Origin of the sequence: Azospirillum himalayense, from assembly GCF_042657465.1 — a bacterium.
In the GTDB taxonomy this organism is placed as follows: Bacteria; Pseudomonadota; Alphaproteobacteria; order Azospirillales; family Azospirillaceae; genus Azospirillum; species Azospirillum himalayense.
Window position 1 is genome coordinate 79354 of record NZ_JBHSLC010000011.1, and the last position, 23866, is coordinate 103219.

Consider the following 23866-nt stretch of genomic DNA (forward strand, 5'->3'; position numbering starts at 1 on the left):
ATCAGTGCACGACTAAGCGGATTATCCCAAACGTGGACATCGCTATTCTTCACCTCAGACGACAACGGCCCCGACGCGGGGCGCCACGCTGAGACAAGGAGACCACGCCATGACCGCCAACACCGCCGCCATCGACACCCGCACCGCCCCCTACGCCGCCTTCCTGCTGCGCGTCAGCCTGGGCCTTCTGTTCATCGCCCACGGCCTGATCCTGAAGGTCTTCACCTTCGGCATCGCCGGCACGGTCGGTTACTTCGAGAGCCTCGGCTACCCCGGCCTCTTCGCCTATCTGGTCATCCTCGGCGAGATCGGCGGCGGCCTGCTGCTGGTGGCCGGCGTCTTCACCCGCTGGATTTCGCTGGCCCTGCTGCCGATCCTGATCGGCGCGACGCTCCAGCATACCGGCAACGGCTGGGTCTTCTCGGCGCAGGGCGGCGGCTGGGAGTTCCCGGTGTTCTGGACGGTGCTGCTCGGCGTGCAGGCCCTGCTGGGCGACGGCGCCTTCGCCCTGAAGCTGCCGACCGCCGGCCGCAGCGCCCTTCAGAACCGGCTGGCCTGACCCTGAAGCGAGCATGACGAGCAGCGCGCGGGCGGGCACCAGCCCCCCGCGCGCCGCCGCATTTGCGCGGCGGGCAATCCGGACCTGAGGCGATATGCCCCTTCCTCTTCTTCTCCGGGCTCCCATTTGCTAGACAAGCCGGAGACCTAGCGGAGACCGTAATGCCCGTTTCGACCACCTCGCAGCCCGACGTTCTGAACCTGCTGGACGATCTGATCCGCAAGGCGAAGGGCGCCGGGGCCGACTCCGCCGACGCCGTGCTGTTCGACAGCGCCTCCCTGTCGCTGAGCCAGCGTTTCGGCAAGACGGAGAAGCTGGAGCGGTCCGAGTCGGGCGACCTGGGGCTGCGCGTCTTCATCGGCAAGCGGCAGGCCATCGTCTCCTCCACCGACCGCAGCGCCAAGGCGCTGGACGAGCTGGTGGAGCGCGCCGTCGCCATGGCCCGCGTGGTGCCGGAGGACCCCTTCTGCGGCCTCGCCGACCCGGAGCAGATCTACACCACCCTCCCCGACCTCGACGTGTGCGACCCGTCGGAGCCCTCGGCGGAACTGCTGATCGAACGCGCCCGCATCGCCGAGGAGGCCGCGCTGGCGGTCGAAGGCGTCACCAACTCCGAAGGCGCCGACGCCGGGTGGAGCCGCTCCACCATCGCCATCGCCGCGTCCAACGGCTTCACCGGCCGCTATGGCGTGTCGCGGCAGTCGCTCTCGGCCTCGGTGCTCGCCGGGACGGGCACGGGGATGGAGCGCGACTATGATTACGACAGCAAGGTCTACGGTTCCGACCTGCGCGACCCGGCGTCGATCGGGCGCGAGGCCGGCGAGCGCGCCATCCGCCGCCTGAACCCGCGCCGGGTCAAGAGCTGCAAGGTGCCGGTGGTGTTCGACCCCCGCGTCTCCCGCGGGCTGCTCGGCCACCTCACCGGCTCGATCAGCGGGCCGAGCATCGCGCGGGGCACCAGCTTCCTCAAGGACAAGATGGGGCAGCGGATCTTCGCCGCCGGCATCACCATCGTTGACGACCCGCATGTGAAGCGCGGCCTGCGCTCCCGCCCCTTCGACGCGGAGGGCATCGCCACCACCCGCCGCAACCTGATCGAGGACGGGCACCTGACCACCTGGCTGCTCGACCTGCGCTCGGCCCGCCAGCTCGCCCTGTCGACGACCGGCCACGCGGCGCGCGGCACCTCTGGCCCGCCGGGCCCGGCTCCGGCCAACGTCTACATGGCCCCGGGCGCCAAGAGCCGCGACGAGCTGCTGGCCGAAATCCCCAACGGCTTCTACGTGACGGAGCTGATGGGCACCGGCGTCAACGGGGTGACCGGCGACTACAGCCGGGGTGCGGCCGGCTACTGGATCGAGAACGGGCAGATCGCCTACCCGGTCACCGAGCTGACCATCGCCGGCAACCTGAAAGAGATGTTCCTGAACCTGGAACCGGCCAGCGACCTGGAGCTGCGCTTCGGCATGGACGCCCCGACCATCCGCATCGACGGGCTGACCATCGCCGGGCTGTGAGCGCAACGGGAGGCGCCGCAAGGCGCCCCCTTCTTCATGTCAGCGGACCCCCCTGTTAACGAACCACGCCGCGGATAATGTCGGCGATGGTGCCGTGCACCGCGTCCAGGATCAGCATGTCCGCGCCGGCCAGGATGCACTCCCAGCCGTTCATGCACACCGGCACCCGTTGGCGCAACTCGACGGGCGCCATTTTCTTGGCAATACCCGGCGGCAACGGCTGGCCGCGCGCCAGCTTCTTCGCGATCCCCGGCGGCAGGGCCGTCGTCCCGACCGGATGGGCGACGAAATAATCGCGGATGATCGTCACCTCGCCGCGGGACACCGACCCTCCGGAGGCGCGCCCTTTTGAGTCGCGCCCTTGGGATTCATAAGACGGCCCACCCTGCGGCTTGCCGTGCCCTCCACCGGGACCACCGGCCCAGTCGGGCTTGTCCGCCAGCGCCGGGCCGGTGATGCACAGCACCGCCAGAAGCGCCAGCGCGGCACGCCCATCCCGGTGCTGTATCCGATCCCTGCTCATGATCCGCATTCCCCTGCCTGCCGAAGGTGGGCCGCCAGCGCAACCCGCGACCCTACCCCCATCGGATTAGCCGCTGGCGTCACCGCCGGCCTGTGGCAAGGACGGGATATCAGACCGTCACGCTCATCGGACCGCCGGCGCCGCGCACCGACAGGTTGGGCAGGAAGTCGCGGAACAGCGACAGGCTCTTCAGGTCGGACACATAGCCCGTGCCCTCCCCGCCCATCACCTTCCCGCCGACGCTCTTCATCACGTCGGCGGTCTTCGCGTCCTGGGCCTCCAGCGCGTCCTTCAGCACCGAGGCGAGCGCGCTGCCGTTGCCCAGCCGCTCCATCGGCGCGCCGGTCTCCTTCATCGTCTTCTCGTAGCTGTACTGGAGCGCGGCGCGCTGGACCGACCAGTTGACCGACTCCTTCTCCTCCTGGCTGGCCTCGTCGAGGAACTTCACCCCGGCGCGGTAGGCGGCCGCCTTGTCGGTGCCGAGAGGGTCGGCGGCGTCCATCGCCTGCTTCTGCTGGCGGGCCATGACGGACTGCGCCGCCTCCTGCTCGTTCTTGGAGAAGGTCCCGTCCTTGTTGCTGGCGATGGCGTGGAGACTGCGCCGGTCGAAGCCGCCGAACAGCCGTTCCACGTCTTTTCCAGTCGGGTCGGAGTAGTTTACCCCCTTGCCTTCCTTCGCCATGGCCGTGTAGGTGGCGTCCAGCGAATCGCGGGCGTCCTGGATGACCTTCGCGAAGCCCTGGAGACCCGGCGTCTGGCTGGTGGTCAGCACCGTGGTGGGCGGCGGCGGCAGGCCGGCAGCCTCCGCCTCCTCCTTGGCGGAGGGCTCGTAGCCTTTGCCCCTTGGCAAACTATTGTCGACCTCACCGCGCCCGATGCCGGGAATGTCCACGTCCGCGGCGTACTGCGCGAGACCATTCGCCCAGAGCTTCCCCTCGAAGCCCAGGTCATACATAAGCTTGGCGGCGGCCTTTCCCTTCTCATTGTCCGGTGACAGCAGCCCACCCTCGCCGCCTTCCGCTTCCGCGCCGAAATCCAGCTTTTCGAACGCGTCCTCTCCCTTCGTCAGGGAATACTTGAAGGCGCTCACCTTGATCTTGTTCGGGTCGCCACCGGCGGTCTCGATCATCTCGCGTTGGATGTCCGCCGACTCCGCGCGGAAGAGGGCATTGGCCGGCGCCATTGCCGCCTGGAACGCCTCGGTGTCCTCGTCCTTCCCGAAGGCGTCATAAGCGGCGGCCCGCGCCTCGTTCAGGGCCGACATGGCCTTGTCCATGCGCTCCGTCTTGGTCTTGAAGGCCTTCTCGGCCACCCCGACCTTCTCCGCCCAGGCCTTGTCCTCCTCATCCTCGGGCCGCTCCTTGATGAAGCGGTCCTTCACGGCGTTGGTCGCCATCTGACGCAGCCCCAGCGCCACGTCCTTCTCGGTCATCTTGCCGGACTTGACGAAGTCCTCCAGCATCGCGCGGCCCTTGGAGCCGATGGACGCGAAGACCTTCCCCGCCACGCCGGTCAGCGACTTCGCCAGACCGCTGAGTTCCACGCTGTCCTCGCCCTTCAGGGCGGCCAGGGCGGCGGAGCCCGCGGAGGACCCGGCGTCGGAGGCCGCCTTCCAGGTCCCCTCCGCCTCCGCGGCACCCACGGCGGGCTTCCATTTGGTGGCGGTCGCGGTGCTGCTGGCCGTGGTGGCTGAAAACAGGGCGTTGATCGACGTGGACATGGCTTCCCCCTTGCGGTCCCGCCTGAGCCGCGGGGCCTTGATCCTTAGAGATCGAAGTAATTATTGAATGTTCCCAAGTAATTTTCCCAAGAGACCCCTTAACGGACTCTTAAAACACTGCCCAGCGCGCCAGCACCGGCAGACCCCACGGCGCCAGCGCGATCTCCACCGGCAGACGGGCGATCACGTCGCCGTCGCCCTGCACGGGCTCCCCCGCCGGCCCGTCGATGACCACCCGGCGGGCCGGCAGGACGCGGTAATCGGGGAACCACGGCAGCCGCCCGGCGGTGACACCCCAGAGGTAGCGCAGGGCGTTTCCCCGCCCTGCCCGCGGGAACAGGCAGACATGCAGCCGCGGGTCGGTCAGCCGGGCGTCGGGCGCGCAGACGAAGCGCCCCCCGTAGAAATGCCCCTTGGCGACGATGACGGAGGCGACCTCCACCGGCTCCGCGCCGTCCACCGCCACGCGGTAGGGGCCGCCGCCGCCCGCGGCGATCCGGGCCAGCGTTTCCACCGCATAGGCGCCCTTGCCGATCAGCCGCTTCAGCCGCGTGTCCACCCGCTCGACCACGCGGGCGTCCAGGCCGGCGCCGGCCATCATGGCGAAGGCGCGGCCATTCGCCACACCCAGATGCACGGGCAGCGTGCACCCTTCCGCCAGCACCCGCGCCACGCCCTCCGCATCCAGGGGCAGGTCCAGTTCATGGGCCAGCACGTTGGCGGTGCCCAGCGGCACGATGCCCAAGGGAATCGTCGTCTCCCCGCCTCCGCGCGCCCCCAGCCCGTTGACCACCTCGTTGATGGTGCCGTCGCCACCCGCCGCGACCACCGCGTCGAAAGCGCCGGGCGCCACCGCGCGGGCCATCGCCTCCGCGTCGCCGCGCCCGCTGGTGGCCCGAAGCGTCACCGTGGCCCCATGGCGCTGCTCCAGCAGGTCCAGCACCGCACCCAGACGGCGCGCCCGGCGTGCGCCGGCCACCGGGTTGTGGATGACCAGAAGACGCCGCCGGGTCGCCGCGGCCGGCCCGGACGCCTCAGGCACCGATTCGCCCACGTCAGCCATACCGCCCCCCAATATGACCATCCTGTTTCAGTTTTGATAAAGTCATTTATCGCCTTTGTTGCACTGATAAGAAGTCTTATTAAAATCATCGGCCTCAACAAATGCGAACACTCGAAAACATTGTCAAGGCAATGACCCGCGGATATAGGGAAAGCGTTTCACCGAAACCTTGCCGGAACGGCGATGGAGCGGGGCATGAGCGCATCACGCGACGTCAAGCGATACCGCAGCATCTGGATCTCCGACATCCATCTGGGAACGCGGGGATGCAAGGCGGAGTATCTTCTCGATTTCCTGAAGCACAACGAGTCCGACCACCTCTATCTCGTCGGCGACATCGTGGACGGCTGGCGTCTGCGCAAGACGTGGTACTGGCCGCAGGCGCACAACGACGTGGTGCAGAAGATCCTGCGCCGGGCGCGCAAGGGCGTGCAGGTCTATTACATTCCCGGCAACCACGACGAGGCCGCCCGCGATTACGCCGGCCTGCAGTTCGGCGGCGTCCAGGTGGTCGAGGAGATGATCCATGTCACCGCCGATGGGAGGCAGCTTCTGGTCACCCACGGCGATCGCTTCGACGTGGTGGTGAAATACGCCCGCTGGCTGGCCTTCATCGGCGACAACGCCTACGTGGTCCTGCTCCAGGTCAACACGCTGTTCAACTGGGCCCGCCGCAAGCTGGGCTTCCCCTACTGGTCGCTGTCCGCCTTCCTGAAGCACAAGACGAAGACGGCGGTCGAGTTCATCGGCAACTACGAGACCGCGCTGGGCGACGAGGCCCGGCGCCGCAAGGTGGACGGGGTCGTCTGCGGCCACATCCACACCGCGGAAATCCGCGACATGAAAGGAATTCTCTATTGCAACGACGGCGACTGGGTCGAGTCCTGCACCGCCTTGGTCGAGCATCCCTGCGGCCGGCTGGAGATCATCGATTGGGCGGCGGACATCCGCCGGCGCGCCGCAACGACGCTGCCCGCCCGCATTCCGGCCAAGGAGAGGCCGGAGAATGTGAAGGAGAAGGCGGCCAAGGAGTCGGTTGCGGCGTGAACATCCTGATCGTCTCCGACGCCTGGCTCCCCCAGGTCAACGGCGTGGTGCGCACCATCGGCACCGTCCGCTCGGAGCTGGAGGCCATGGGCCACCGCGTCGAGGTGATCGGCCCCGACCGCTTCCGCACCGTGCCCATGCCCACCTACCCGGAAATCCGGCTGGCGCTGGGTGCGGGACGGCGGCTGAACGCGATGATCGACGCGCTGCGCCCCGACTGCATCCACATCGCCACCGAGGGGCCGCTGGGCTTCGCCGCCCGGCGTTACTGCCTCCACCACGGCCGGCCCTTCACCACCGCCTACCACACGCGCTTTCCCGAATATGTGCGCGACCGGGCGCCGGTGCCGCTGGCCCTCAGCTACGCGGTGGTGCGGCGCTTCCACAAGCCGTCCTCGGCGGTGATGGTGGCGACGCCGTCCATCGAGAACGACCTCGCCGCCCGCGGCTTCACCAACATCCGGCGCTGGAGCCGCGGCGTGGACACCGAGCTGTTCCGGCCCCGCGCCAAGGGCTTCCTGGCGCTGCCCCGCCCCATCGCCCTCTATGTCGGGCGCGTGGCGGTGGAGAAGAACCTGGAGGAATTCCTGAGGCTCGACCTGCCGGGCAGCAAGCTGGTGGTCGGCGACGGCCCGGCGCGTGCGGAACTTCAGCAGAAATACCCGGGCGTCCATTGGGCCGGCGCCCGCCATGGCGAGGAGTTGGCGCAGCATTACGCCGCGGCGGACGTCTTCGTCTTCCCGTCGCGCACCGACACCTTCGGTCTGGTGCTGCTGGAGGCGCTGGCCTCGGGCGTGCCGGTGGCCGCCTACCCGGTGCCGGGCCCCCTGGACGTGGTCGACGGCTCCGGCGCCGGCTGCCTGGACGAGGATCTGAAGGGGGCGGTCGAACGCGCCCTGACCATCCCGCCGGACCTGTGCCGGGACTATGCCCTGAACTTCTCCTGGCGGCGCTCCGCCGAGCAGTTCCTGGCGAACCTGCGCCCATTCACCTGAGAACGACATGGAGCGGGGCTGGCACGCGGCCGGTCCCCGCCCATTCCGATCACGCGGCGCGGATGCGCTGCATGAATAGGTTCACGCTCTCGCGAAGGCGGTCGGACTCGCGATGCAGATTGCCGGCGGACCCCAGCACCTCCTCGGCGAGGCTGCCGGTCTCCGACGCGCCACGGGTCACTGCACCGATGGTGTCGGTCACGCTGCGGGTTCCGCGGGCCGCCTCCTGAACGTTGCGGACGATCTCCTGGGTGGCGGTGGTCTGCTGCTCCACCGCGGCGGCGACGGTGATGACGATGTCGTTGATGCTGCCGATGGTGGTGCCGATCCCGCTCAGCGCCTCGGCGGAGCCGCGCGCGACCTCCTGGATGCTGGCGATCTGGATGGAGATGTCCTCGGTCGCCTTGGCCGTCTGGTTGGCGAGGTTCTTGACCTCCTGCGCGACCACGGCGAAGCCCTTGCCGGCCTCCCCGGCGCGGGCCGCCTCGATGGTCGCGTTCAGGGCCAGCAGGTTGGTCTGCCCGGCGATGCTGTTGATGAGTTGAAGCACAGCGCCGATCTTCTGGGCGGCGTCGACCAGCCCGTTCACCGTGGCGTTGGTCCGCTCCGCCTCGGCCACCGCGCCGCGGGCGACCTGCGACGACTGGGCGACCTGCCGGCTGATCTCGGCGATGGAACTGGTGAGCTGTTCGGACGCGGCGGCGACCGTCTGCACGTTGGCGGACGCCTGCTCGGCGGCGGCGGCGACGGCGAGCGACTGCCGGTTGGTGGCGGCGGCGATCTGGGCCATGCGCTGGGCGTTGCCCTTCATCTCGTCCGACGCAGCCACCGTGTTGTCGGCGATGCCGCGGACGCTGCCTTCCAGGCTGTCGGCGAGCTGGTTCAGGATGGCGCGCTTGCTCTCCTTCTCGGCCGCCGCGTAGGTCTCCAGCAGCACCTCGAGGTCGAGCCAGGCGACGCGGCCCAGCGTGTCGCGCAGGGCTGCCCGCTCCGCCGCCTTTCTCGATCCGAACAGCGATCCGCGCCCTTCCGCCGCGTCGAGCCCCAGTTCGCGGACGATGCCGCTGGACACCGTGTGATGGCAGATGGCCACCGCATAGCCCGGCACGCCATGGTCGTAGAAGGCTTTGGCCAGTCGGTGAGCGGACTCAAGAAAACCCGGACCAAGGTCCCCCGAGACCACGCGGGTCCAGTGGGCGACACGCGCGGCATGCACGTCCGGCAGGGTCAAGGCGTCGCGGATTTCCGGCCAAGCGGCGAAGGTGCCATGCCATTGCTCCAGCAGATGAGGCAGGCGGTGCTGCGCGAAGTCCCGGTTGGCGCGCAGACGCGCGATGTCCGCTTCGGTGATGTTGAAGGCCCGGAGCCGGTTTTCCTGGCCGTCACGTTCCTGTACGCCCGCCATGATGTTATCACCCTGAAATATTGAAGGCCGACGCATTGCCCGCCTTCCTCGAAGTTGCCAAGGTTTCTACGCCAGCAGGATGGCAGCGGATTGCTTCAAAATTATCATAAGAGGTCCCAAAATCGTCATACCCTGGTATGCGATCCGCTCCCATCCGGCCATCAGCCTTCCGGCGGGCCTTATCGCAAAGCCTTACCTCTGCCACAGCCGCCCGTGCTAAAGTGGTGGTGACCGCGGCCGGGAAACTTGGCCGCGTTGGTTTTTGTTGGATGGCGTTTCGACCCGCATGCTTCAGTCACTCTACCGCGGCTTGACGACCCTCGCCGGGCCGGCGGTTCGTCTGTATCTCGACCGGCGGCTGGCCGCCGGCAAGGAGGACTCCGCCCGTCGGGGGGAACGGTTCGGCACGGCCGCGCGCCCGCGACCGCCCGGACGGCTCGCCTGGATTCACGCGGCCAGCGTGGGGGAAGCCAACTCGGTCCTCGTCCTCATCGACCGCCTGCTCGACGAGACGCCGGACCTGACGGTCCTGATGACCACCGGCACGGTCACCTCGGCGGAGCTGATGGCCCGCCGCCTGCCGGAACGCGCCTTTCACCAGTATGTGCCGGTGGACCTGCCGGCGGCGGTGGACCGTTTCCTCGACCATTGGCGCCCCGATCTGGTGCTGTGGACGGAATCGGAGATCTGGCCGAACCTGCTCGGCGCCGTGCGGGCGCGCGGCATTCCGGCGGCGCTGGTCAACGCCCGCATGTCGGAGCGCTCCTTCAACCGCTGGCGCTGCGCCTCGGGTCTGATCACGCCGCTGCTCTCCACCTTCCAGGTCACGCTGGCCCAATCGGAGGAGGACGCCGACCGGCTGCGCCGGCTGGGTGCGCGGGGCGTCGTCAGCGTCGGCAACCTGAAATTTTCCGCCGAGCCGCCGCCCGCCGACCCGGCGGCTCTGGCGGCGCTGCGCGAGGCCTGCGCCGGACGCCCCGTCTGGCTGCTCGCCAGCACCCACCCCGGCGAGGACGAACTGGCCGCCACGGTGCACGAGGCGCTGGCCGACCGCCTGCCCGGCCTGCTGACCCTGCTGATCCCGCGCCACGCCCACCGCGGCGCCGACATCGCGGCGCTGCTGCGCGGGCGCGGCCTGACCGTCTCGCGCCGCGGCGAAGGCGCCCTGCCCGCCGCCGCGGACGCCGTGCACATCGCCGACACGATGGGGGAGATGGGGCTGTTCTACCGGCTGGCCCCGGTGGTCTGCATGGGCGGTTCCTTCGTGCCCCACGGCGGCCAGAACCCGGTGGAACCGGCCCTGCTCGGCTGCGCCGTCCTCTACGGCCCGCACATGTGGAACTTCACGGAGATCACCCGCCAGCTCGAAGCCGCCGGCGGCGCCCTGCCGGTGGCCGGGGCGGAGGCGCTGCCCGACGCGGTCGGGCGCCTGCTGGCCGACGAGGCCGCCCGCGCCCGCGTCGCCGCCGGGGCGACCGCGGTGACCGGGGGCAACCGGCGGATCGTCGACCGCGCGCTCGCGGCGCTCGCTCCCGTCCTCGGCGCCGGACGTGTCCGGCCCGCGGCATGAGGACTCCCGGCTTCTGGTACGGGTCCGGCGGGGCGGCCGGAGCGGCTCTGGGCTGGGCGCTCGCCCCGCTGGGCGCGCTCTACGGGCTGGCCGGGCGGCTGCGCATGGCGGCGGGTCACCCGGAGCGGGCCGCGGCCCCGGTCCTCTGCGTCGGCAATCTGGTGGCGGGCGGCGCCGGCAAGACGCCGGTCTGCATCGCCGTGGCCGAGGCTCTGCGCGCCCGCGGCATCGCCCCCGCCTTCCTCACCCGCGGTCATGGCGGGCGCGAGCGTGGCCCGCTGGCCGTCGATCTCGGCATCCACGACTCGGCCGCGGTGGGCGACGAGGCGCTGCTGCTGGCCGCCCACGGCCGCTGCTGGGTGGCGCGCGACCGGGCCGCCGGGGCGCGGGCGGCGGTGACCGCCGGCGCCTCCGTCCTGGTGATGGATGATGGCTTCCAAAATCCCGGCCTCGCCAAGGATCTGTCGCTGATCGTGGTGGACGGGGCGGTGGGCTTCGGCAACGGCCGTCTCATTCCCGCCGGCCCCCTGCGCGAGCCGGTGGAGCGCGGCCTGGCCCGCGCCGGGGCCGTCGTGGTCATGGGCGAGGACCGCACCGGGGTGGAGCGGCGCTTGGCCGGCGCCCTGCCCGTCCTGCACGCCCGCCTGGAGCCGGTGGAAAGCGCCCGCGGGCTGGCCGGACAAACGGTCCTCGCCTTCGCCGGCATCGGGCGGCCCGAGAAGTTCTTCGCGACGCTGGAGGCGCTGGGCGCCCGCGTGGTGGAGCGCGCCGCCTTCGCCGACCACCATCCCTACCGCCCCGAGGAGGTGATGGCGCTGGTCGACCGCGCCACCGCGCTGGGCGCCGTGCCGGTCACCACCGTGAAGGACGCCGTCCGCCTGCCGGAGCCCCTGCGCGCCCTGGTCCGGGCGGTGCCGGTGCGCGCCGTCTGGCGGGACCCCGCCGCCCTCGACCGCCTGCTCGCCCCCCTTCTAAGCGGGCTTCCGACTGGAGTTCCCAATGGCTAAGCCGCGCGGCCCCCTGGTGTCCTGGCTGACCCGCCGGGTCGGCTACCCGCTGGAGGCCGTTCTCGTCCACGGTTTCTGCGGCCTGTTCCGCGCCCTTCCGGTCGACCGCGCCTCGGCGCTCGGCGGCTGGATCGGGCGGACGGTCGGCCCGCGCCTGCGCGGCACCCGCACCGCCCGCCGCAACCTGGAGCGGGCCTTCCCCGAGAAATCCCCCGCGGAGATCGACGCGATCATCCTCGGCATGTGGGACAATCTGGGCCGCGTCATCGCCGAATACCCTCATCTCGACGCCATCGGCGCGTACGGCCCCGGCGGGCGGACCGAAGTGATCGGGGCGGAGCACATCGACGCCCTGCGCGACGACGGCAAGGCCGGCATCCTTGTCTCGGGCCATTTCGCCAACTGGGAAGTGAAGCCCGTCTGCTCCCGCAAGATGGGATTGGAACTGGCGGTGGTCTACCGCGCGCCCAACAACCCCTATGTGGGACGGCTGCTGACTGAACTGCGGGGGGCCGCCGGCGGCACGCACATTCCCAAGGGGCCTGAGGGCGCGCGCACGCTGATCCGGGTGCTGACCAAGGGCGGGCATGTCGGCATGCTGATCGACCAGAAGATGAACGACGGCATGCCCGTCCCCTTCTTCGGGCGCGACGCCATGACCGCCCCGGCAGCGGCACAGCTCGCCCTGCGGCTGGGCATCCCGCTGGTGCCGGCGCGCACCGAGCGTCTGGACGGCGCGCGCTTCCGCATCACCGTCCTGCCGCCGGTCGAACCGCCGAACAGCGGCGACCGCAACGCTGATGTGCGGATTTTGATGGAGCGCCTGAACACCCTGTTGGAGCAATGGATTCGCGAGCGCCCCGCCGAATGGCTCTGGCTGCACCGGCGCTGGCCCGACTGACGGAGAAAGTCCCATGGCCCTGCCGCTCGACCCGCATCTGCTTCAGCTCTACCTCGTCGCGGCGCTGGTCCTGACGCTGGCGCCGGGACCGGACTCCCTGCTCGTCCTGTCGCGCAGCGTGATGGACGGGCGCAACGCCGGGGTGGTCGCCACCGCCGGCATCACGCTGGGCAACCTGATCCACGCGCTGCTTGCCGCCGCCGGCATCTCGGCGCTGGTCGCCGCCTCGCCGGCCCTGTTCGACGTGCTGCGCTACGCCGGCGGGGCCTATCTGGGCTGGATCGGCGGGCGGGCGCTGTGGAGCGCCCTGCGGACCGGCTTCGGCCGGCGTGGCGGCGCGGAGGAAATTGCCGCCAAGCCCGAGTCGGCCCCGGCGCACCGCGTCTTCCTCCAGGCGCTGCTGACCAACCTGCTGAATCCGAAGGTCATCCTGTTCTATCTCGCCTTCGTGCCGCAATTCGTCGCACCGGCGCTCGGCCACGTCGCGCTGCAGATATTCCTGCTCGGCGCGATCCTCGGCGTCATCGGCGGCCTCTACCTCCTGGGGGTCGCGGCCCTCAGCGCCGGTGCCGCGCGCCGCGCGCTGTCCAGCGTGCGGGTGCGGGCGGTTCTGGACGGCGTCGCGGGGGTGCTGTTCCTGGGCTTCGCGCTGCGCCTGCTGCTGACCGACCGGCGCATCGCCTGACGGCAAATCCGTCAGGCGGGAAAAGACGTTGCGGAGTCAGTGGACGAGCGTGGCCGGGGGTGTCATAGTGCCGCCCGCGTTTAACCGGCCAGCCCGTCCGGCCGAATGGCTTACCGACCGCGAGCGACGATGAGCGAGAAGATCTCCCTGATCACCTGGATGGCGAACATCCACATCCGGTTTGTCACCTGGCGCCGGGGCAACAAGGTCGGCACCGACCGCTTCGGCAACACCTATTACCGCTCCCCGAGCGCGATCGCCGGCGTCAAGGAACGCCGCTGGGTGATCTATGCCGGCGAGCCGGATGCCTCCAAGGTGCCGCCGGAATGGCATTCCTGGCTGCACCACACCACCAAGGAGCCGCTGCCGGAAGGCAACAGCGCCTTCCACAAGCCGTGGCAGAAGGAGCATCTCCCGAACCTGTCCGGCTCGCTCCAGGCCTACCGGCCGCCCGGGCACCAGTATGCGGGCGGGCAGCGCGTGCGCGCCACCGGCGATTACGAACCCTGGACTCCGGGCTGAGACGCCCGCGCGGTCCCTTAGGAATCCCTCATGCGCCGCAATGTGATTGAAACCGTGCTCGGCGGGGTCGTCCTCGCCGTGGCCGGCTTTTTTCTGGCTTTTGCCTACACCAGCGCTGATTTGCGCAAAGTGAACGGCTACGCCCTCACCGCCAATTTCACCAGCATCTCCGGCCTGCAGAGCGGTGCGGACGTGCGGATCAGCGGCGTGAAGGTGGGGTCGGTCACCGAACTGACGCTCGACCCGAAGAGCTATCAGGCGGTCGTGCACATGTCGATCCACCCGGACATCAAGCTGCCCAAGGACACCGCGGCGGTCATCGCCTCGGAAAGCCTGCTGGGCGGCAAGTTCCTGTCGCTGGAGCCGGGCGGCGAGGAGGACATGCTCAAGCCGGACGGCCGCGTCGAATACACGCAGAGCACCCCTGGCATCGAACAGCTCCTGGGCCAGGTCATCTTCTCGCTGCAGAACATGAGCAAGCCCGGCCAGGAGGGCGGCGAGCCGCCCAAGCTGTAAGAGCTGCACAACGAGACGACGAACGAAGGGGCCTCTCGGCCCCTTTTTTCGTTTGCTCATCCACTTTTTCCCAACCCCCTTCGGAACAGCCGCGGCCACGCTGCCGTTTCCCTCCGCAGACCCAACACGGCACACCCATCACGCCAGACTCATCAAAGGAGATCAGCGATGAAAGCCCGTTTCCTGGTTCTCGGCCTCGCCCTGCTTGCCGCCGCCTGCGGCGTCAATACCGAGGAGAAGGCCGCCAGCGGCGCTCTGGGCGGGGCTGCGGCGGGCGCCGTGATCGGCGGGCCGGTCGGCGCGGTTGTCGGTGGCGCCGCGGGTGCCGCGGGCGGCACCGCCACCCAGAAGATCGAGGAGAAGGAGGGCACCGCCGGTCCGTCCACCACCAACGCTCCCTACGGCGGCACCCGCCCCAGCGGCAGCATCACCCAGTGAGCGGCGCCGACAAAGTGGCCACGGAGTAGACGGGGAGACGCTTCCGGGCTAGAAGGCTGTCGGGTTTCGGCCCACGCCGTTCGACATCACGGAAGCGATCCCCAGTGACGACGATCCCAGTGACGACGACTCCGAAAAGCCTCATCGGCCCGATCGGTGGCAAACGCGTTCGCGGCGCGGCCCTGGCGGCCGCGCTGCTCTGCCTTCCGGCCCTTGGGTTGACCAGCCTGACCGGCCCGGCCGCCGCCGCCCCGGTGCCGGAGGAGATGGTCGGCCGCTCCGCCGCCAAGCTGCAGGGGCTGGACAAGATCACCGCCCGCACCTCCACCTTCACCATCGCCGTCGGCGAGACCAAGGCGCTCGGCAGCCTGCGCATCACGCTGCGCGCCTGCAAGGAGAACCCGCCGATCGAGCCGCCGGAGACCGCGGCCTTCCTTGAAGTGATCGAAAACAAGCCCGGCGAGCAGGCCGAGCCGGTGTTCAGCGGCTGGATGTTCGCCTCCAGCCCCGCCCTGTCGGCGATGGAGCACCCGATCTACGACGTCTGGGTCCTGTCCTGCGAGGGAGACTGAGCCCAGCCCGGGGCCCTGTCCTCAGCCCTCCGCACCCAGCAGCGCCGTGATGGCCGCCTCCTGGTCGACGCCGCCGAAGTCCGTCGGCACCGCCAGGGCGGCGGCCAGCCGGCGGCGGTACTCGGCGCGCGGGATTTCCATGGCGCCGAACTGGCTCAGATGCTCCGTCACGAATTGCGCGTCCAGCAGCGTGTAGCCCGCCATCCGCAGCCGGGCGACCAGATGCACCAGCGCCACCTTGCTGGCGTCGGTGACGCGGCTGAACATGCTTTCCCCGAAGAAGGCGCCGCCCAGCGCGACGCCGTAGAGGCCGCCGACGAGTCGGCCGCCGCTCCAGCATTCCACGCTGTGGGCGCAGCCGCGCTCGTGCAGTTCGGTGTAGAGGCGCAGGATGTCGCCGTTGATCCAGGTCTTCGGACGGTCCGGCGTCGGCTCCGCGCAGGCCTCGATCACCGCGCGGAAGGCCGTGTCGAAGCGCAGCGCGAACGGGCCGCGCCGCACGGTCTTGCGCAGCTTGCGCGGGACGTGGAAGCCCTCCAGAGGCAGAACGCCGCGCCGTTCGGGATCGAACCAGTACAGCTCCTCGGAGTCGGCGTTCTCCGCCATCGGGAAAATGCCGGCGGCGTAGGCGCGCAGAAGCAGCGATGCGGACAGTTCGATCATCGCGGACACTATAGCCGTTTGCACCCTCGCCCCCGCAACGTTATCTCAGCGCACCACTTCCGCGCGACAGGCGGCTCCCACCATGGTATGCAACGTGAGGGCGTTTTCTTAGAAGGAATTCCAGCATGAAGACGGTTCTGTCAGCCATCACCATCATGGTGGTTGCGCTTCTCTCGATGACTGGCGCGTCATGGGCGCAGCGCAAGGCGGAGCCCGGCACCTTCGACTACTATGTGCTCAGCCTGTCCTGGTCGCCAACCCACTGCGCCAAAAATCAGGGCGACGCCGACCCCGACCAGTGCGGGGTGGAGCGCAAGTTCGGCTTCATCGTCCATGGCCTGTGGCCGCAGTACAGCAACGGCGGCTATCCGGCCACCTGCACCCGCGACCGCACGGTCCCCCGCGCCGTGGTGGACGCCACCATGCCGGTGATGCCCAGCGTCGGGCTGATCGTGCACCAATGGACGAAGCACGGCACCTGCAGCGGCCTGCCCGTCACCGACTATTTCGCTCAGGTCCGCAAGGCCTTCGCCAAGGTGAAGATCCCCGAGGCGCTTCAGGCCCCGAAGTCCGACCTGTCGGTCCCGGCGACCCAGGTGGAACGCCTGTTCGTCCAGGCCAACCCTGGGCTGGAACCGGAGTCGGTGGCGCTGGTCTGCTCCAAGCGCGACGTGGCCGAGGTGCGGCTGTGCCTGAACAAGGACCTGTCCTTCATGCCCTGCGGCGCCAAGGTGGTCGACCGCTGCCGCCGCGACGCCCTGCTGACCGCGGCGCCGTGACGGGGGGAGGATTCTTGCGGGCAACAGGGTTCCCACGGATTTCACGGATTTAAGCACGGATAACACGGATTTCTTTGGGCTTGCTCAGCGCACGCTGATCGAGCAGGCCGTACTGGGTGCAAATATGAAAATCCGTGAAATCCGTGCCCAGGTCCGTGAAATCCGTGAAGACCTTGTCATCCGAGAATCCGGCACCCGCACGAACGAAAGAGCCCTTCCTCCCCACCAGGGAAGAAGGGCTCTTTTCATTGACCCGCTCGGCGAACCGTTCGGCGGCTTACTTCTTCATGCCCATCAGCTGTTCGAGCCAGTGGATGTCGTAGTTGCCGTCGATGAAGGCCTGCTGCGCGATGATGCGCTGGTGCAGGGGCAGCGTGGTGTCGACGCCGCCGATCACATACTCCTCGATCGTCCGGCGCAGCCGCATCAGGCACTCGTTGCGGGTGGTGCCGTGGACGACCAGCTTGGCGATCAGGCTGTCGTAGTGCGGCGGGATGCGGTAGCCGTCGTAGAGCGCCGAGTCGACGCGCACGCCCAGGCCGCCCGGCGCGTGGTAGCCGTCGATCTTGCCCGGCGACGGGATGAAGGTCTCCGGATGCTCCGCGTTCACGCGGCACTCGATCGAATGGCCCTGGAAGCGGATGTCCGCCTGGCCGTAGCCGAGCGGGGCACCGGTCGCCACGCGGATCTGCTCGCGCACCAGATCGATGCCGGTGATCATCTCGGTGATCGTGTGCTCGACCTGCAGGCGGGTGTTCATCTCGATGAAGTAGAACTGCCCGTCCTCGAACAGGAACTCCATCGTGCCGACGCCGCGGTAGCCGATGGCCGCCGCCGTCTTGGCCGCCAGATCGCCGATGAAGGCGCGCTGCTCGGCGTTCAGCGCCGGCGACGGGGCCTCCTCGATGACCTTCTGGTGGCGGCGCTGCACGGAGCAGTCGCGCTCGCCGAAATGCACGCAGTTGCCGTGCTCGTCGCCGAGAAGCTGGATCTCGATGTGCCGGGGCTTGCCGAGATACTTCTCGATGTAGACCTCGTCGTTGCCGAAGGCGGCGCGCGCCTCGCCACGGGCGAGCTGGTAGGCTTCCTTGAGCTGGTCGGGGTTGCGGGCGACCTTCATGCCCTTGCCGCCGCCGCCCGCCGCCGCCTTGATGAGGATCGGATAGCCGGTCTCGCGGCCGATCTTCTCCGCCTCCTCCAGCGTCGGCACCGGGCCGTCGGAGCCGGGGACCACGGGAAGCCCCTGCTCCATCACCGTCTTCTTCGCGGTGACCTTGTCGCCCATGATGCGGATGTGCTCCGCGGTCGGGCCGATGAAGGTGAAGCCGTGCTCCTCCACCATCTCCGCGAACTGGGCGTTCTCCGACAGGAAGCCGATGCCGGGGTGGATCGCGTCCGCCCCGGTGATCGACGCCGCCGACAGGATCGCCGGAATGTTCAGGTAGCTTTCGCGGGCCGACGCGGGGCCGATGCACACGCTCTCGTCCGCGAGGCGGACGTGCATGGCGTCGGCGTCGGCGGTGGAATGCACCGCCACGGTCTGGATTCCCATCTCGCGGCAGGCGCGGTGGATGCGCAGAGCAATCTCACCGCGGTTCGCGATCAGGACCTTCTCGAACATCGCCAAGGGATGATCCCCGCTCACTCGATGATCATAAGGACTTCGCCGAACTCCACCGGCTGGCTGTCGGAGACCAGGACCTCGACAACCGTGCCGCCCCGCGGGGCCTTGATGGGGTTCATGACCTTCATCGCCTCGATGATGAGGACGGTCTGGCCGGCCTTCACCGTGTCGCCGACGCGCACGAAGGGCGTGCCGCCCGGCTCGGCCGCGGCGTAGGCCGTGCCGACCATCGGCGAGGTGATGGCGCCGGGATGGCTGACGGGCTTGCCCGCCGGGGCGGCGGCCGCAGCCGCAACGGGGGCGGGAGCGGCGACCGGAGCGTGCACGGCCACCGCCTGGGCGGCCGTCGGGCGGGTGACGCGGATCCGCTTCTCGCCCTCGGCAAACTCGATCTCGCTCAAGCCCGTCTCACGCAGGAGATCCGCGAGCTTGCGGACCAGATCGCCGTCGATGTCGAAGCTTGCCATGGTGTTCGTTTTTCCCGTGTTCCTTAGTCGCGCTCGAGGATATTCGCCATGGCGTCCAGCGCCAGCAGATACCCGTGAGGGCCGAAGCCGCAGATCATCCCCTTGGCCACCGCGGAAATGTGCGAGTGGTGGCGGATGGCCTCACGCTTGTAGATGTTGGAGAGATGCACCTCGACGATCGGCAGCTCGGACAGGATCAGCGCGTCCATGATGGCGACGGAGGTGTGGCTGTAGGCGCCGGCGTTGATGACGATGCCGTCATGCTCCGTCCGCGCCTGCTGAATCCAGGAAACAAGTTCGCCCTCGTGGTTCGACTGCCGGAAGTCGATGGCCAGCCCGAGCTGTTCGGCGCGTTCCTGGCACGCGCCTTCCAGATCGTCGAGCGTCATGGAGCCATAAATGTGCGGTTCGCGCACGCCCAGCATGTTCAGGTTCGGTCCGTTCAGGACCAGAACGGAAGCGTCGATGGCCACGGGCCACGCCCCTTTTCCAAGATCGAGTCCGCGCGTTTATAGCACTTTGCGTCGCGCTGGCAATGCCGCATGGTGCAGACATTATGCCCATTCGGCGTGTTCTGCCTCCTTCGGCGCCAAACGCCTCACGGCGCGGCGGACGGATGGCGGCGCAGGAACTCCTCGATGGCGCCACCGTCCTTCAGCGTCTTCAATCCGGCGTTGAAGGCGGCCAGGATCGCCGCCGCCTCCGGCAGCGAGCGGGAGAGAATCAGGTGCTGCCCGGGGACGGGCCAGCCCCCTTCCCTCTCCCGCGGGCGCCCGCTCACTCCGCCGCGGCGCGGTTGCGCCGCCCGGCGGGGTCGGTGAACAGGTCGTTGATGCGCTGGACATGCTCCGCCACCGCCTCGCGGATGGAGAAGATGCGCTTCTCGGCGCCGCCGCTCCAGCCCACCGGCTTCCTGCGGAAGATCGAGCGGAAGAAGCGGGTGTTGCGCAGGAAGCCCTGCTGGAGGTTCAGGTCGACGTCGCCGTAGCGCTCCGGCAGGCTGCGGGCGACGCGGCGGGCCAGGAAGGAGCGCAGCCAGAAATGGCCGGCGCCGAACAGACCGGCCAGCACCACCAGCGCGACCAGCACGCCGATCGGCAGGCCGCCCGCCCAGACCGGCTGCGACTGGGTCAGCCAGGTCAGGAAGGCCGACACCGTGTCGCCGCCGGCGAGGCTGGCAATCCCGCCGAACAGCAGGGCGAGCAGGGCCAGCCACACCGCGTCGCCGATCAGCACCAGCTTGCGCCAGCGCTTCATCGCCGCGGCGAGCTGCGGGACGATCTCGCCCTTCAGCTCCTTCACGAGGCTGTCGATCATGCCGACGATGCGGTAGGCGCGGGCGACCTCCACCTCGTTGATGCGCACCTGGAGTTCGGCGAGGTCGGAGTCGCGTCGCGCCTCGTAGCGGGCGCGCACCGCGTCGTCGGCGATGGCGACCGCCGACTTGCTGTCGTAGAGCGCGTAGAAGCGGCCCGACACCAGACCGGCCTGGGCGATGGCGCGCTGCCAAGCGCCGAACACCGCCTCCAGATTGTCTTCCTTCGCCGTGGTGTCGATCTGGTTCAGGATGTAGCAGACCTTGCGCGCGTCGGCGCGGTCCACCGTCTTCGCCACCAGATGCTTCAGCGTGTCCTGCATCGCCCCCGGTTCCGGGTGGCGTCCATCGAAGAAGACCAGCACGAGGTCGGACAGCTCGACGATGTGGTCGACCAGCCGCAGCACCGAGCGGCGCTGGTCGTCGGCGTCGAAGCCCGGCGAGTCGATGAAGATCTTGCCGCGCGCCCGGTCACCGGACAGCGTCTTCAGTTGCAGGTAGTTGTCGATGCGCTTGCCCTCGCCCGCCGCAACCTTCTCGATCTCGTCGGCGATCCGGTAGAAGGGAAAGCGCGGGTCGGCGTTCAGCGCGGTGCCCGGCAGGGCCTCGCGCCGGGTTTCCGGCCCGTGGCAGATCACCGTGAACTTGTCGTCCACCGCCTGGTTGCCGGTGTTCTGCAGCGGCGCGCCGAGATAGCCGTTGAGGAAGGTGGACTTGCCCGCGGAGAAGGTGCCCAGCACCGCGATCATCGGCCACCAGGGGATGCGCGTGGTCAGCGACTCGTGCGGCCCCAGCAGGCCCAGCCGGACCAGCACCCGGTCGAAATTGCGGAAGGTCGGAATGACCGGGAGGAGGTTCGGGTTTTCCGCGCGGAGATGCGCGTCCAGGGCGGCGAGGCGCTGCTGGAGGGCTTGCCTGGGGGTCATGGCCGGCCGGGTCCCGTCTGCTGTGAATTGGGGTGACGTCTCGTGTCGGAGGCATTCTCTAGCACGAGGCGCCGTAGCGATGGACAGCGAAATCGCCGTGACCGGAAACGCCGTGACGGCGGCGCAGCATCGGTCCTATCCTGACGCCGTCGTCCTATTCCAAGCATGACCGCGAAGGGGCAGGCCAGTGACGCAGGGACCGCAGGGCCACGGCGCCCATCACCACGATCACGAGCATCATGAGCACGGGCATGATCATGAGCACGGGCATGACCACAGCCACGGACATGCCCACACCGCGACGGTGACGGCCGACAGCGAGCGGCGGATCCTGCTGGTCCTGCTGATGACCGCCAGCCTGATGGTGGTGGAGGTGGTCGGCGGCGTCCTGTCCGGGTCGCTCGCCCTGCTGGCCGACGCCGGGCACATGCTGACCGACGCCGCGGCGCTGGCGCTGGCCTGGCTGGCCTTCCGGCTGGGGCGGCGCCCGTCCGACCGGCGGCGCAGCTTCGGCTACCATCGGCTCCAGGTCCTCGCCGCCTTCGTCAACGGCCTCAGCCTGTTCCTGCTCTCCGCCTGGATTTTGTGGGAGGCGGCGCAGCGGCTGATGGAACCCCAGCCGGTCCTGGGCGGCACCATGATGGCCGTGGCGGTGCTGGGCGGGCTGGGCAACCTCGCCGGTTTCTGCATCCTGCACCGCGGCGACCGCGAGAACCTGAACGTCCGCGGCGCCGCCCTGCATGTGCTGGGCGACCTGCTCGGCTCGGTGGCGGCGGTCGCGGCGGCCGGCATCATCCTGGCGACCGGCTGGACACCCATCGACCCGATCCTGTCGGTGCTGGTCGCCCTGCTGATCCTGCGCGGCGCCTGGGAGGTGGTGCGGCAGAGCGCCCACATCCTGGTGGAGGGCACGCCGGTCGGCATCGACGTGGACGAATTGCGCCGCGCCCTGCACGAGGCGGTACCGGCGGTCACTGACATCCACCACGTCCATGTCTGGTCCCTGACGGCGGAACGGCCGCTGCTGACCATGCACGCCGTGGTGCCTCCGGGAACCGACCGCGACTCAGTGCTGCGCGATCTGGTCGAGACCCTGCGCGGACGCTTCGGCATCGGCCATGCCACGGTCCAGGTCGAAACCGGCCCCTGCCCGGACGGCCGGGAGATGCACCACGCGGCCTGAGGCGCCTCTTCTGTGACCTTCTGTGGTCGGCTGGATCGGAATCGGTGCCTGAAACGTTGCTTTCGGCATGACTGCCGAAAACGACGCTGACACCGACACCGATTCCCTGCGCCTGACCGCGGAGGAACTCTCCTTCCTGCTCAGCGATCCGCAGAGCCGCGCGGACCGGGAGGAGCGCAACGCCCGCGCCAACCGCGCCCGCACCGAGCGGCGGCGCAGCGACCCCGCCTATGCGGAGCGGCTGCGCAACGAAGACCGGCTGCGCCAGCGGCGGCACCGCGCCAAGGCGGCCATCGGCCGGCCCGAGCCGCAACCCGAGCCGCCCGTTCCCCTGCCGGCCCTGTCGGCGGCGGACGCCCTGCACCGCCTGGAAGCCCATCTGGAGTCCGTCACCACCCCGCAGGCGGCCCAGTTGCGCCGCCGCCCGGACGCGTTGCGGCGCTACGCCGCGGCGTTCGAGCTGTACCGCAGCCTGTCGGAGCGGGGGGAGCGCCCGACGCGCGGCGCCCTCGCCGCCGCCTTCGCCGCACGGCTCGGCGTTGCTCTCACCCCGTCGCAAATCCAGAAGCTGCGCGATCAGGTCGAGGGTTTCGCCCGCCCGGGAGGTCCCTGGTACCCCGGCTGAGCGGCGGCCCGCGAAGGCCGATACAGGGCGTCACGCAGTCCAGCCCTTACGGCCTCTGTTCGGCCGGCAAACGGTCGTTAACGCGCTATTAACTATGAATTAAGGAAGCGTTAAGGCTGTTCGGGGGCTACGCCACGCTTGGCAATCCGCGCCGGAGCGCTGCGTGACGGTCTGTATCGGGCTTTGCCATCGCTCTAGAGGTCGGTCGGGGCGTTCGGCACAGGCGGCTCGGACTTCGGCAGCGCCCGTTCGACCGGCGGCGGATTGGGCAGTGCCGGACGGGACCGGTCGAGCCGCCGGATGACGATGTCGCCCTCCGGCGTGACTTCGGGGGGAGCGAACATCGGCACCTGCCGCACCCAGCCCTCCAGAGCCTTCATCAGCAGTTCAACCCCCTGGCGGGCTTGCTCGCCCGGCGTGCTGGGCGTGCCCGGAGTCGATGGCGCGGTGCCGGGCGGAGGCGGCGTGTCGTCGGCGCCTGCCGGCACCGTCCACAGGGCGCCGGCAAGGAACAGAGGCGCCACGAGACTTACGGGGATGAGGCGGCGCGCGGTCATGGGTTCGTCACTCCCGGTTGATGGATGAGGCCGGTGTGATGGCCTACCCTGACAAACGTCCGCGCCGCCCTTTCCATCGCATGCTTTTTAGCGTGCTCCGATCAGAACTCCTTCCAATCATCCTCGTCGGCGGAGGCGCGCTGCAGAGTCGCCGAGGCCGTCTTGCCCGCCGCCACCGGACGGGCCGCCGGCGCTGCCTTGCGCGCGACCGGCTTGGCGGGGGCCGGCTTGGTCGGGGCGATGCTGCGCCGCAGAGCCTGGGATGCCCCGCCATGATGGACGGCCGGAGCCGCCGCGAACGCCGCAGCGTCCAGCTTGAAGAAGCTGACCAGCGAGCGCAGGTCCGTCGCCTGGTTGGCGAGCGACTGGGCGGCGGCGGTGGTTTCCTCGACGAGCGCGGCGTTCTTCTGGGTCATCTCGTCCATCTGCGAGACGGTGGCGTTGATCTCGTCGAGCGCCGCCGCCTGCTCCGAGGAGGCGGAGGCCATCTCGGCGATCAGCCCGGCGACCTGCTGGACGCCCGACACGATGCCCTCCAGCGCGTCGCCGGCCTTCTTGACAAGCTCCACCCCGTCCTTCACCTGGCTGTCGCTGTCCAGGATCAGGCCCTTGATCTCCTTGGACGCCTGGGCGGAGCGCTGGGCAAGGTTGCGCACCTCCTGGGCCACCACGGCGAAGCCGCGCCCG

General features: G+C 69.4%; 27 protein-coding genes. 15 read left to right on the forward strand and 12 right to left on the reverse strand.

What is annotated here, in order from left to right; genetic code table 11:
- Nucleotides 1-109: 109 nt before the first annotated feature.
- Complete coding sequence (locus tag ACFPMG_RS09210; RefSeq protein ID WP_137103336.1) at nucleotides 110-559, forward strand: DoxX family protein; 450 nt, start codon at nucleotides 110-112, stop codon at nucleotides 557-559.
- Nucleotides 560-720: 161 nt separating this feature from the next.
- Entirely contained in the window at nucleotides 721-2076 is a 1356-nt protein-coding gene (locus ACFPMG_RS09215; RefSeq protein ID WP_376994860.1) for a TldD/PmbA family protein, read from the forward strand.
- 55 nt (nucleotides 2077-2131) lie between these two features.
- On the opposite strand, the gene ACFPMG_RS09220 is transcribed toward ACFPMG_RS09215, so the two are convergent.
- The 3 genes from ACFPMG_RS09220 to ACFPMG_RS09230 all read right to left on the reverse strand — a co-directional run bounded on the left by ACFPMG_RS09220 (nucleotide 2132) and on the right by ACFPMG_RS09230 (nucleotide 5382).
- Entirely contained in the window at nucleotides 2132-2599 is a 468-nt protein-coding gene (locus tag ACFPMG_RS09220; protein ID WP_376994861.1) for an anti-virulence regulator CigR family protein, read from the reverse strand.
- Between the two features lie 109 nt (nucleotides 2600-2708).
- Nucleotides 2709-4319, reverse strand: coding sequence for a hypothetical protein (locus tag ACFPMG_RS09225; protein ID WP_376994862.1), 1611 nt, complete (start codon nucleotides 4317-4319; stop codon nucleotides 2709-2711).
- Between the two features lie 109 nt (nucleotides 4320-4428).
- Nucleotides 4429-5382: a diacylglycerol/lipid kinase family protein gene (locus ACFPMG_RS09230; RefSeq protein ID WP_376994864.1), complete on the reverse strand. Its 954-nt coding sequence runs from the start codon at nucleotides 5380-5382 to the stop codon at nucleotides 4429-4431.
- 195 nt (nucleotides 5383-5577) lie between these two features.
- Between ACFPMG_RS09230 and ACFPMG_RS09235 the strand changes: the two genes are divergently transcribed.
- Nucleotides 5578-6429: a UDP-2,3-diacylglucosamine diphosphatase gene (locus ACFPMG_RS09235; RefSeq protein WP_376994866.1), complete on the forward strand. Its 852-nt coding sequence runs from the start codon at nucleotides 5578-5580 to the stop codon at nucleotides 6427-6429.
- Nucleotides 6426-7424 (forward strand): glycosyltransferase family 4 protein, encoded by a 999-nt coding sequence (locus ACFPMG_RS09240; RefSeq protein WP_376994867.1) that lies wholly within the window; start codon nucleotides 6426-6428, stop codon nucleotides 7422-7424. Before ACFPMG_RS09235 ends, ACFPMG_RS09240 begins: the two co-directional genes overlap by 4 nt.
- 49 nt (nucleotides 7425-7473) lie before the next feature.
- Here ACFPMG_RS09240 and ACFPMG_RS09245 read toward each other — a convergent pair whose 3' ends face one another.
- Nucleotides 7474-8829: a methyl-accepting chemotaxis protein gene (locus ACFPMG_RS09245; RefSeq protein ID WP_376994868.1), complete on the reverse strand. Its 1356-nt coding sequence runs from the start codon at nucleotides 8827-8829 to the stop codon at nucleotides 7474-7476.
- A 286-nt stretch (nucleotides 8830-9115) separates the two neighbouring features.
- Here ACFPMG_RS09245 and ACFPMG_RS09250 point away from each other — a divergent pair, with 286 nt between their 5' ends.
- The 8 genes from ACFPMG_RS09250 to ACFPMG_RS09285 all read left to right on the forward strand — a co-directional run bounded on the left by ACFPMG_RS09250 (nucleotide 9116) and on the right by ACFPMG_RS09285 (nucleotide 15040).
- Nucleotides 9116-10399, forward strand: a complete 1284-nt coding sequence (locus ACFPMG_RS09250) for a 3-deoxy-D-manno-octulosonic acid transferase (protein WP_376994869.1) — start codon at nucleotides 9116-9118, stop codon at nucleotides 10397-10399.
- Nucleotides 10396-11406 carry a tetraacyldisaccharide 4'-kinase gene (gene lpxK, locus ACFPMG_RS09255; protein ID WP_376994870.1) on the forward strand — a complete coding sequence of 337 codons (1011 nt, stop codon included), beginning with the start codon at nucleotides 10396-10398 and terminating at the stop codon, nucleotides 11404-11406. Before ACFPMG_RS09250 ends, lpxK begins: the two co-directional genes overlap by 4 nt.
- The gene (locus ACFPMG_RS09260; RefSeq protein WP_376994871.1) at nucleotides 11399-12307 is read left to right on the forward strand and encodes a lipid A biosynthesis lauroyl acyltransferase; all 909 of its coding nucleotides are present in this window, start codon (nucleotides 11399-11401) and stop codon (nucleotides 12305-12307) included. The genes lpxK and ACFPMG_RS09260 overlap by 8 nt, the downstream gene beginning before the upstream one ends.
- Nucleotides 12308-12320: 13 nt before the next feature.
- Complete coding sequence (locus ACFPMG_RS09265) at nucleotides 12321-12992, forward strand: LysE family translocator (protein WP_376994872.1); 672 nt, start codon at nucleotides 12321-12323, stop codon at nucleotides 12990-12992.
- Between the two features lie 129 nt (nucleotides 12993-13121).
- Nucleotides 13122-13514, forward strand: a complete 393-nt coding sequence (locus ACFPMG_RS09270; RefSeq protein WP_038526645.1) for an NADH:ubiquinone oxidoreductase subunit NDUFA12 — start codon at nucleotides 13122-13124, stop codon at nucleotides 13512-13514.
- Between the two features lie 30 nt (nucleotides 13515-13544).
- A complete protein-coding gene (gene mlaD, locus ACFPMG_RS09275) occupies nucleotides 13545-14030 on the forward strand; it encodes an outer membrane lipid asymmetry maintenance protein MlaD (protein WP_014241151.1) in 486 nt (161 codons plus the stop codon).
- 168 nt (nucleotides 14031-14198) lie between these two features.
- Nucleotides 14199-14468, forward strand: a complete 270-nt coding sequence (locus ACFPMG_RS09280; protein ID WP_376994873.1) for a hypothetical protein — start codon at nucleotides 14199-14201, stop codon at nucleotides 14466-14468.
- A gap of 104 nt (nucleotides 14469-14572) precedes the next feature.
- Complete coding sequence (locus tag ACFPMG_RS09285) at nucleotides 14573-15040, forward strand: DUF2155 domain-containing protein (protein WP_376994874.1); 468 nt, start codon at nucleotides 14573-14575, stop codon at nucleotides 15038-15040.
- 21 nt (nucleotides 15041-15061) lie between these two features.
- Here ACFPMG_RS09285 and aat read toward each other — a convergent pair whose 3' ends face one another.
- On the reverse strand, nucleotides 15062-15703 hold the full coding sequence (gene aat / locus ACFPMG_RS09290; RefSeq protein ID WP_376994875.1) for a leucyl/phenylalanyl-tRNA--protein transferase: 642 nt from the start codon (nucleotides 15701-15703) through the stop codon (nucleotides 15062-15064).
- 125 nt (nucleotides 15704-15828) lie between these two features.
- Here aat and ACFPMG_RS09295 point away from each other — a divergent pair, with 125 nt between their 5' ends.
- Entirely contained in the window at nucleotides 15829-16482 is a 654-nt protein-coding gene (locus ACFPMG_RS09295; RefSeq protein WP_376994876.1) for a ribonuclease T2 family protein, read from the forward strand.
- Between the two features lie 277 nt (nucleotides 16483-16759).
- Here ACFPMG_RS09295 and accC read toward each other — a convergent pair whose 3' ends face one another.
- The 5 genes from accC to ACFPMG_RS09320 all read right to left on the reverse strand — a co-directional run bounded on the left by accC (nucleotide 16760) and on the right by ACFPMG_RS09320 (nucleotide 20814).
- Nucleotides 16760-18103, reverse strand: a complete 1344-nt coding sequence (gene accC / locus ACFPMG_RS09300; RefSeq protein WP_014241156.1) for an acetyl-CoA carboxylase biotin carboxylase subunit — start codon at nucleotides 18101-18103, stop codon at nucleotides 16760-16762.
- Nucleotides 18104-18123: 20 nt separating this feature from the next.
- Nucleotides 18124-18573, reverse strand: a complete 450-nt coding sequence (gene accB / locus ACFPMG_RS09305) for an acetyl-CoA carboxylase biotin carboxyl carrier protein (protein WP_376994877.1) — start codon at nucleotides 18571-18573, stop codon at nucleotides 18124-18126.
- Nucleotides 18574-18596: 23 nt separating this feature from the next.
- Nucleotides 18597-19046 (reverse strand): type II 3-dehydroquinate dehydratase, encoded by a 450-nt coding sequence (gene aroQ, locus ACFPMG_RS09310; protein ID WP_014241158.1) that lies wholly within the window; start codon nucleotides 19044-19046, stop codon nucleotides 18597-18599.
- A gap of 125 nt (nucleotides 19047-19171) precedes the next feature.
- A complete protein-coding gene (locus ACFPMG_RS09315) occupies nucleotides 19172-19354 on the reverse strand; it encodes a hypothetical protein (protein WP_376994878.1) in 183 nt (60 codons plus the stop codon).
- Nucleotides 19351-20814, reverse strand: a complete 1464-nt coding sequence (locus ACFPMG_RS09320; protein ID WP_376994879.1) for a dynamin family protein — start codon at nucleotides 20812-20814, stop codon at nucleotides 19351-19353. Before ACFPMG_RS09320 ends, ACFPMG_RS09315 begins: the two co-directional genes overlap by 4 nt.
- A 187-nt stretch (nucleotides 20815-21001) precedes the next feature.
- Here ACFPMG_RS09320 and ACFPMG_RS09325 point away from each other — a divergent pair, with 187 nt between their 5' ends.
- On the forward strand, nucleotides 21002-21997 hold the full coding sequence (locus ACFPMG_RS09325; RefSeq protein WP_376994880.1) for a cation diffusion facilitator family transporter: 996 nt from the start codon (nucleotides 21002-21004) through the stop codon (nucleotides 21995-21997).
- Nucleotides 21998-22064: 67 nt separating this feature from the next.
- Nucleotides 22065-22622 (forward strand): hypothetical protein, encoded by a 558-nt coding sequence (locus ACFPMG_RS09330; RefSeq protein ID WP_376994881.1) that lies wholly within the window; start codon nucleotides 22065-22067, stop codon nucleotides 22620-22622.
- Nucleotides 22623-22816: 194 nt separating this feature from the next.
- Here ACFPMG_RS09330 and ACFPMG_RS09335 read toward each other — a convergent pair whose 3' ends face one another.
- On the reverse strand, nucleotides 22817-23179 hold the full coding sequence (locus ACFPMG_RS09335) for a hypothetical protein (protein WP_376994882.1): 363 nt from the start codon (nucleotides 23177-23179) through the stop codon (nucleotides 22817-22819).
- Between the two features lie 101 nt (nucleotides 23180-23280).
- A partial coding sequence (locus ACFPMG_RS09340; protein WP_376994883.1) for a methyl-accepting chemotaxis protein occupies nucleotides 23281-23866 on the reverse strand: 586 nt, incomplete at its 5' end.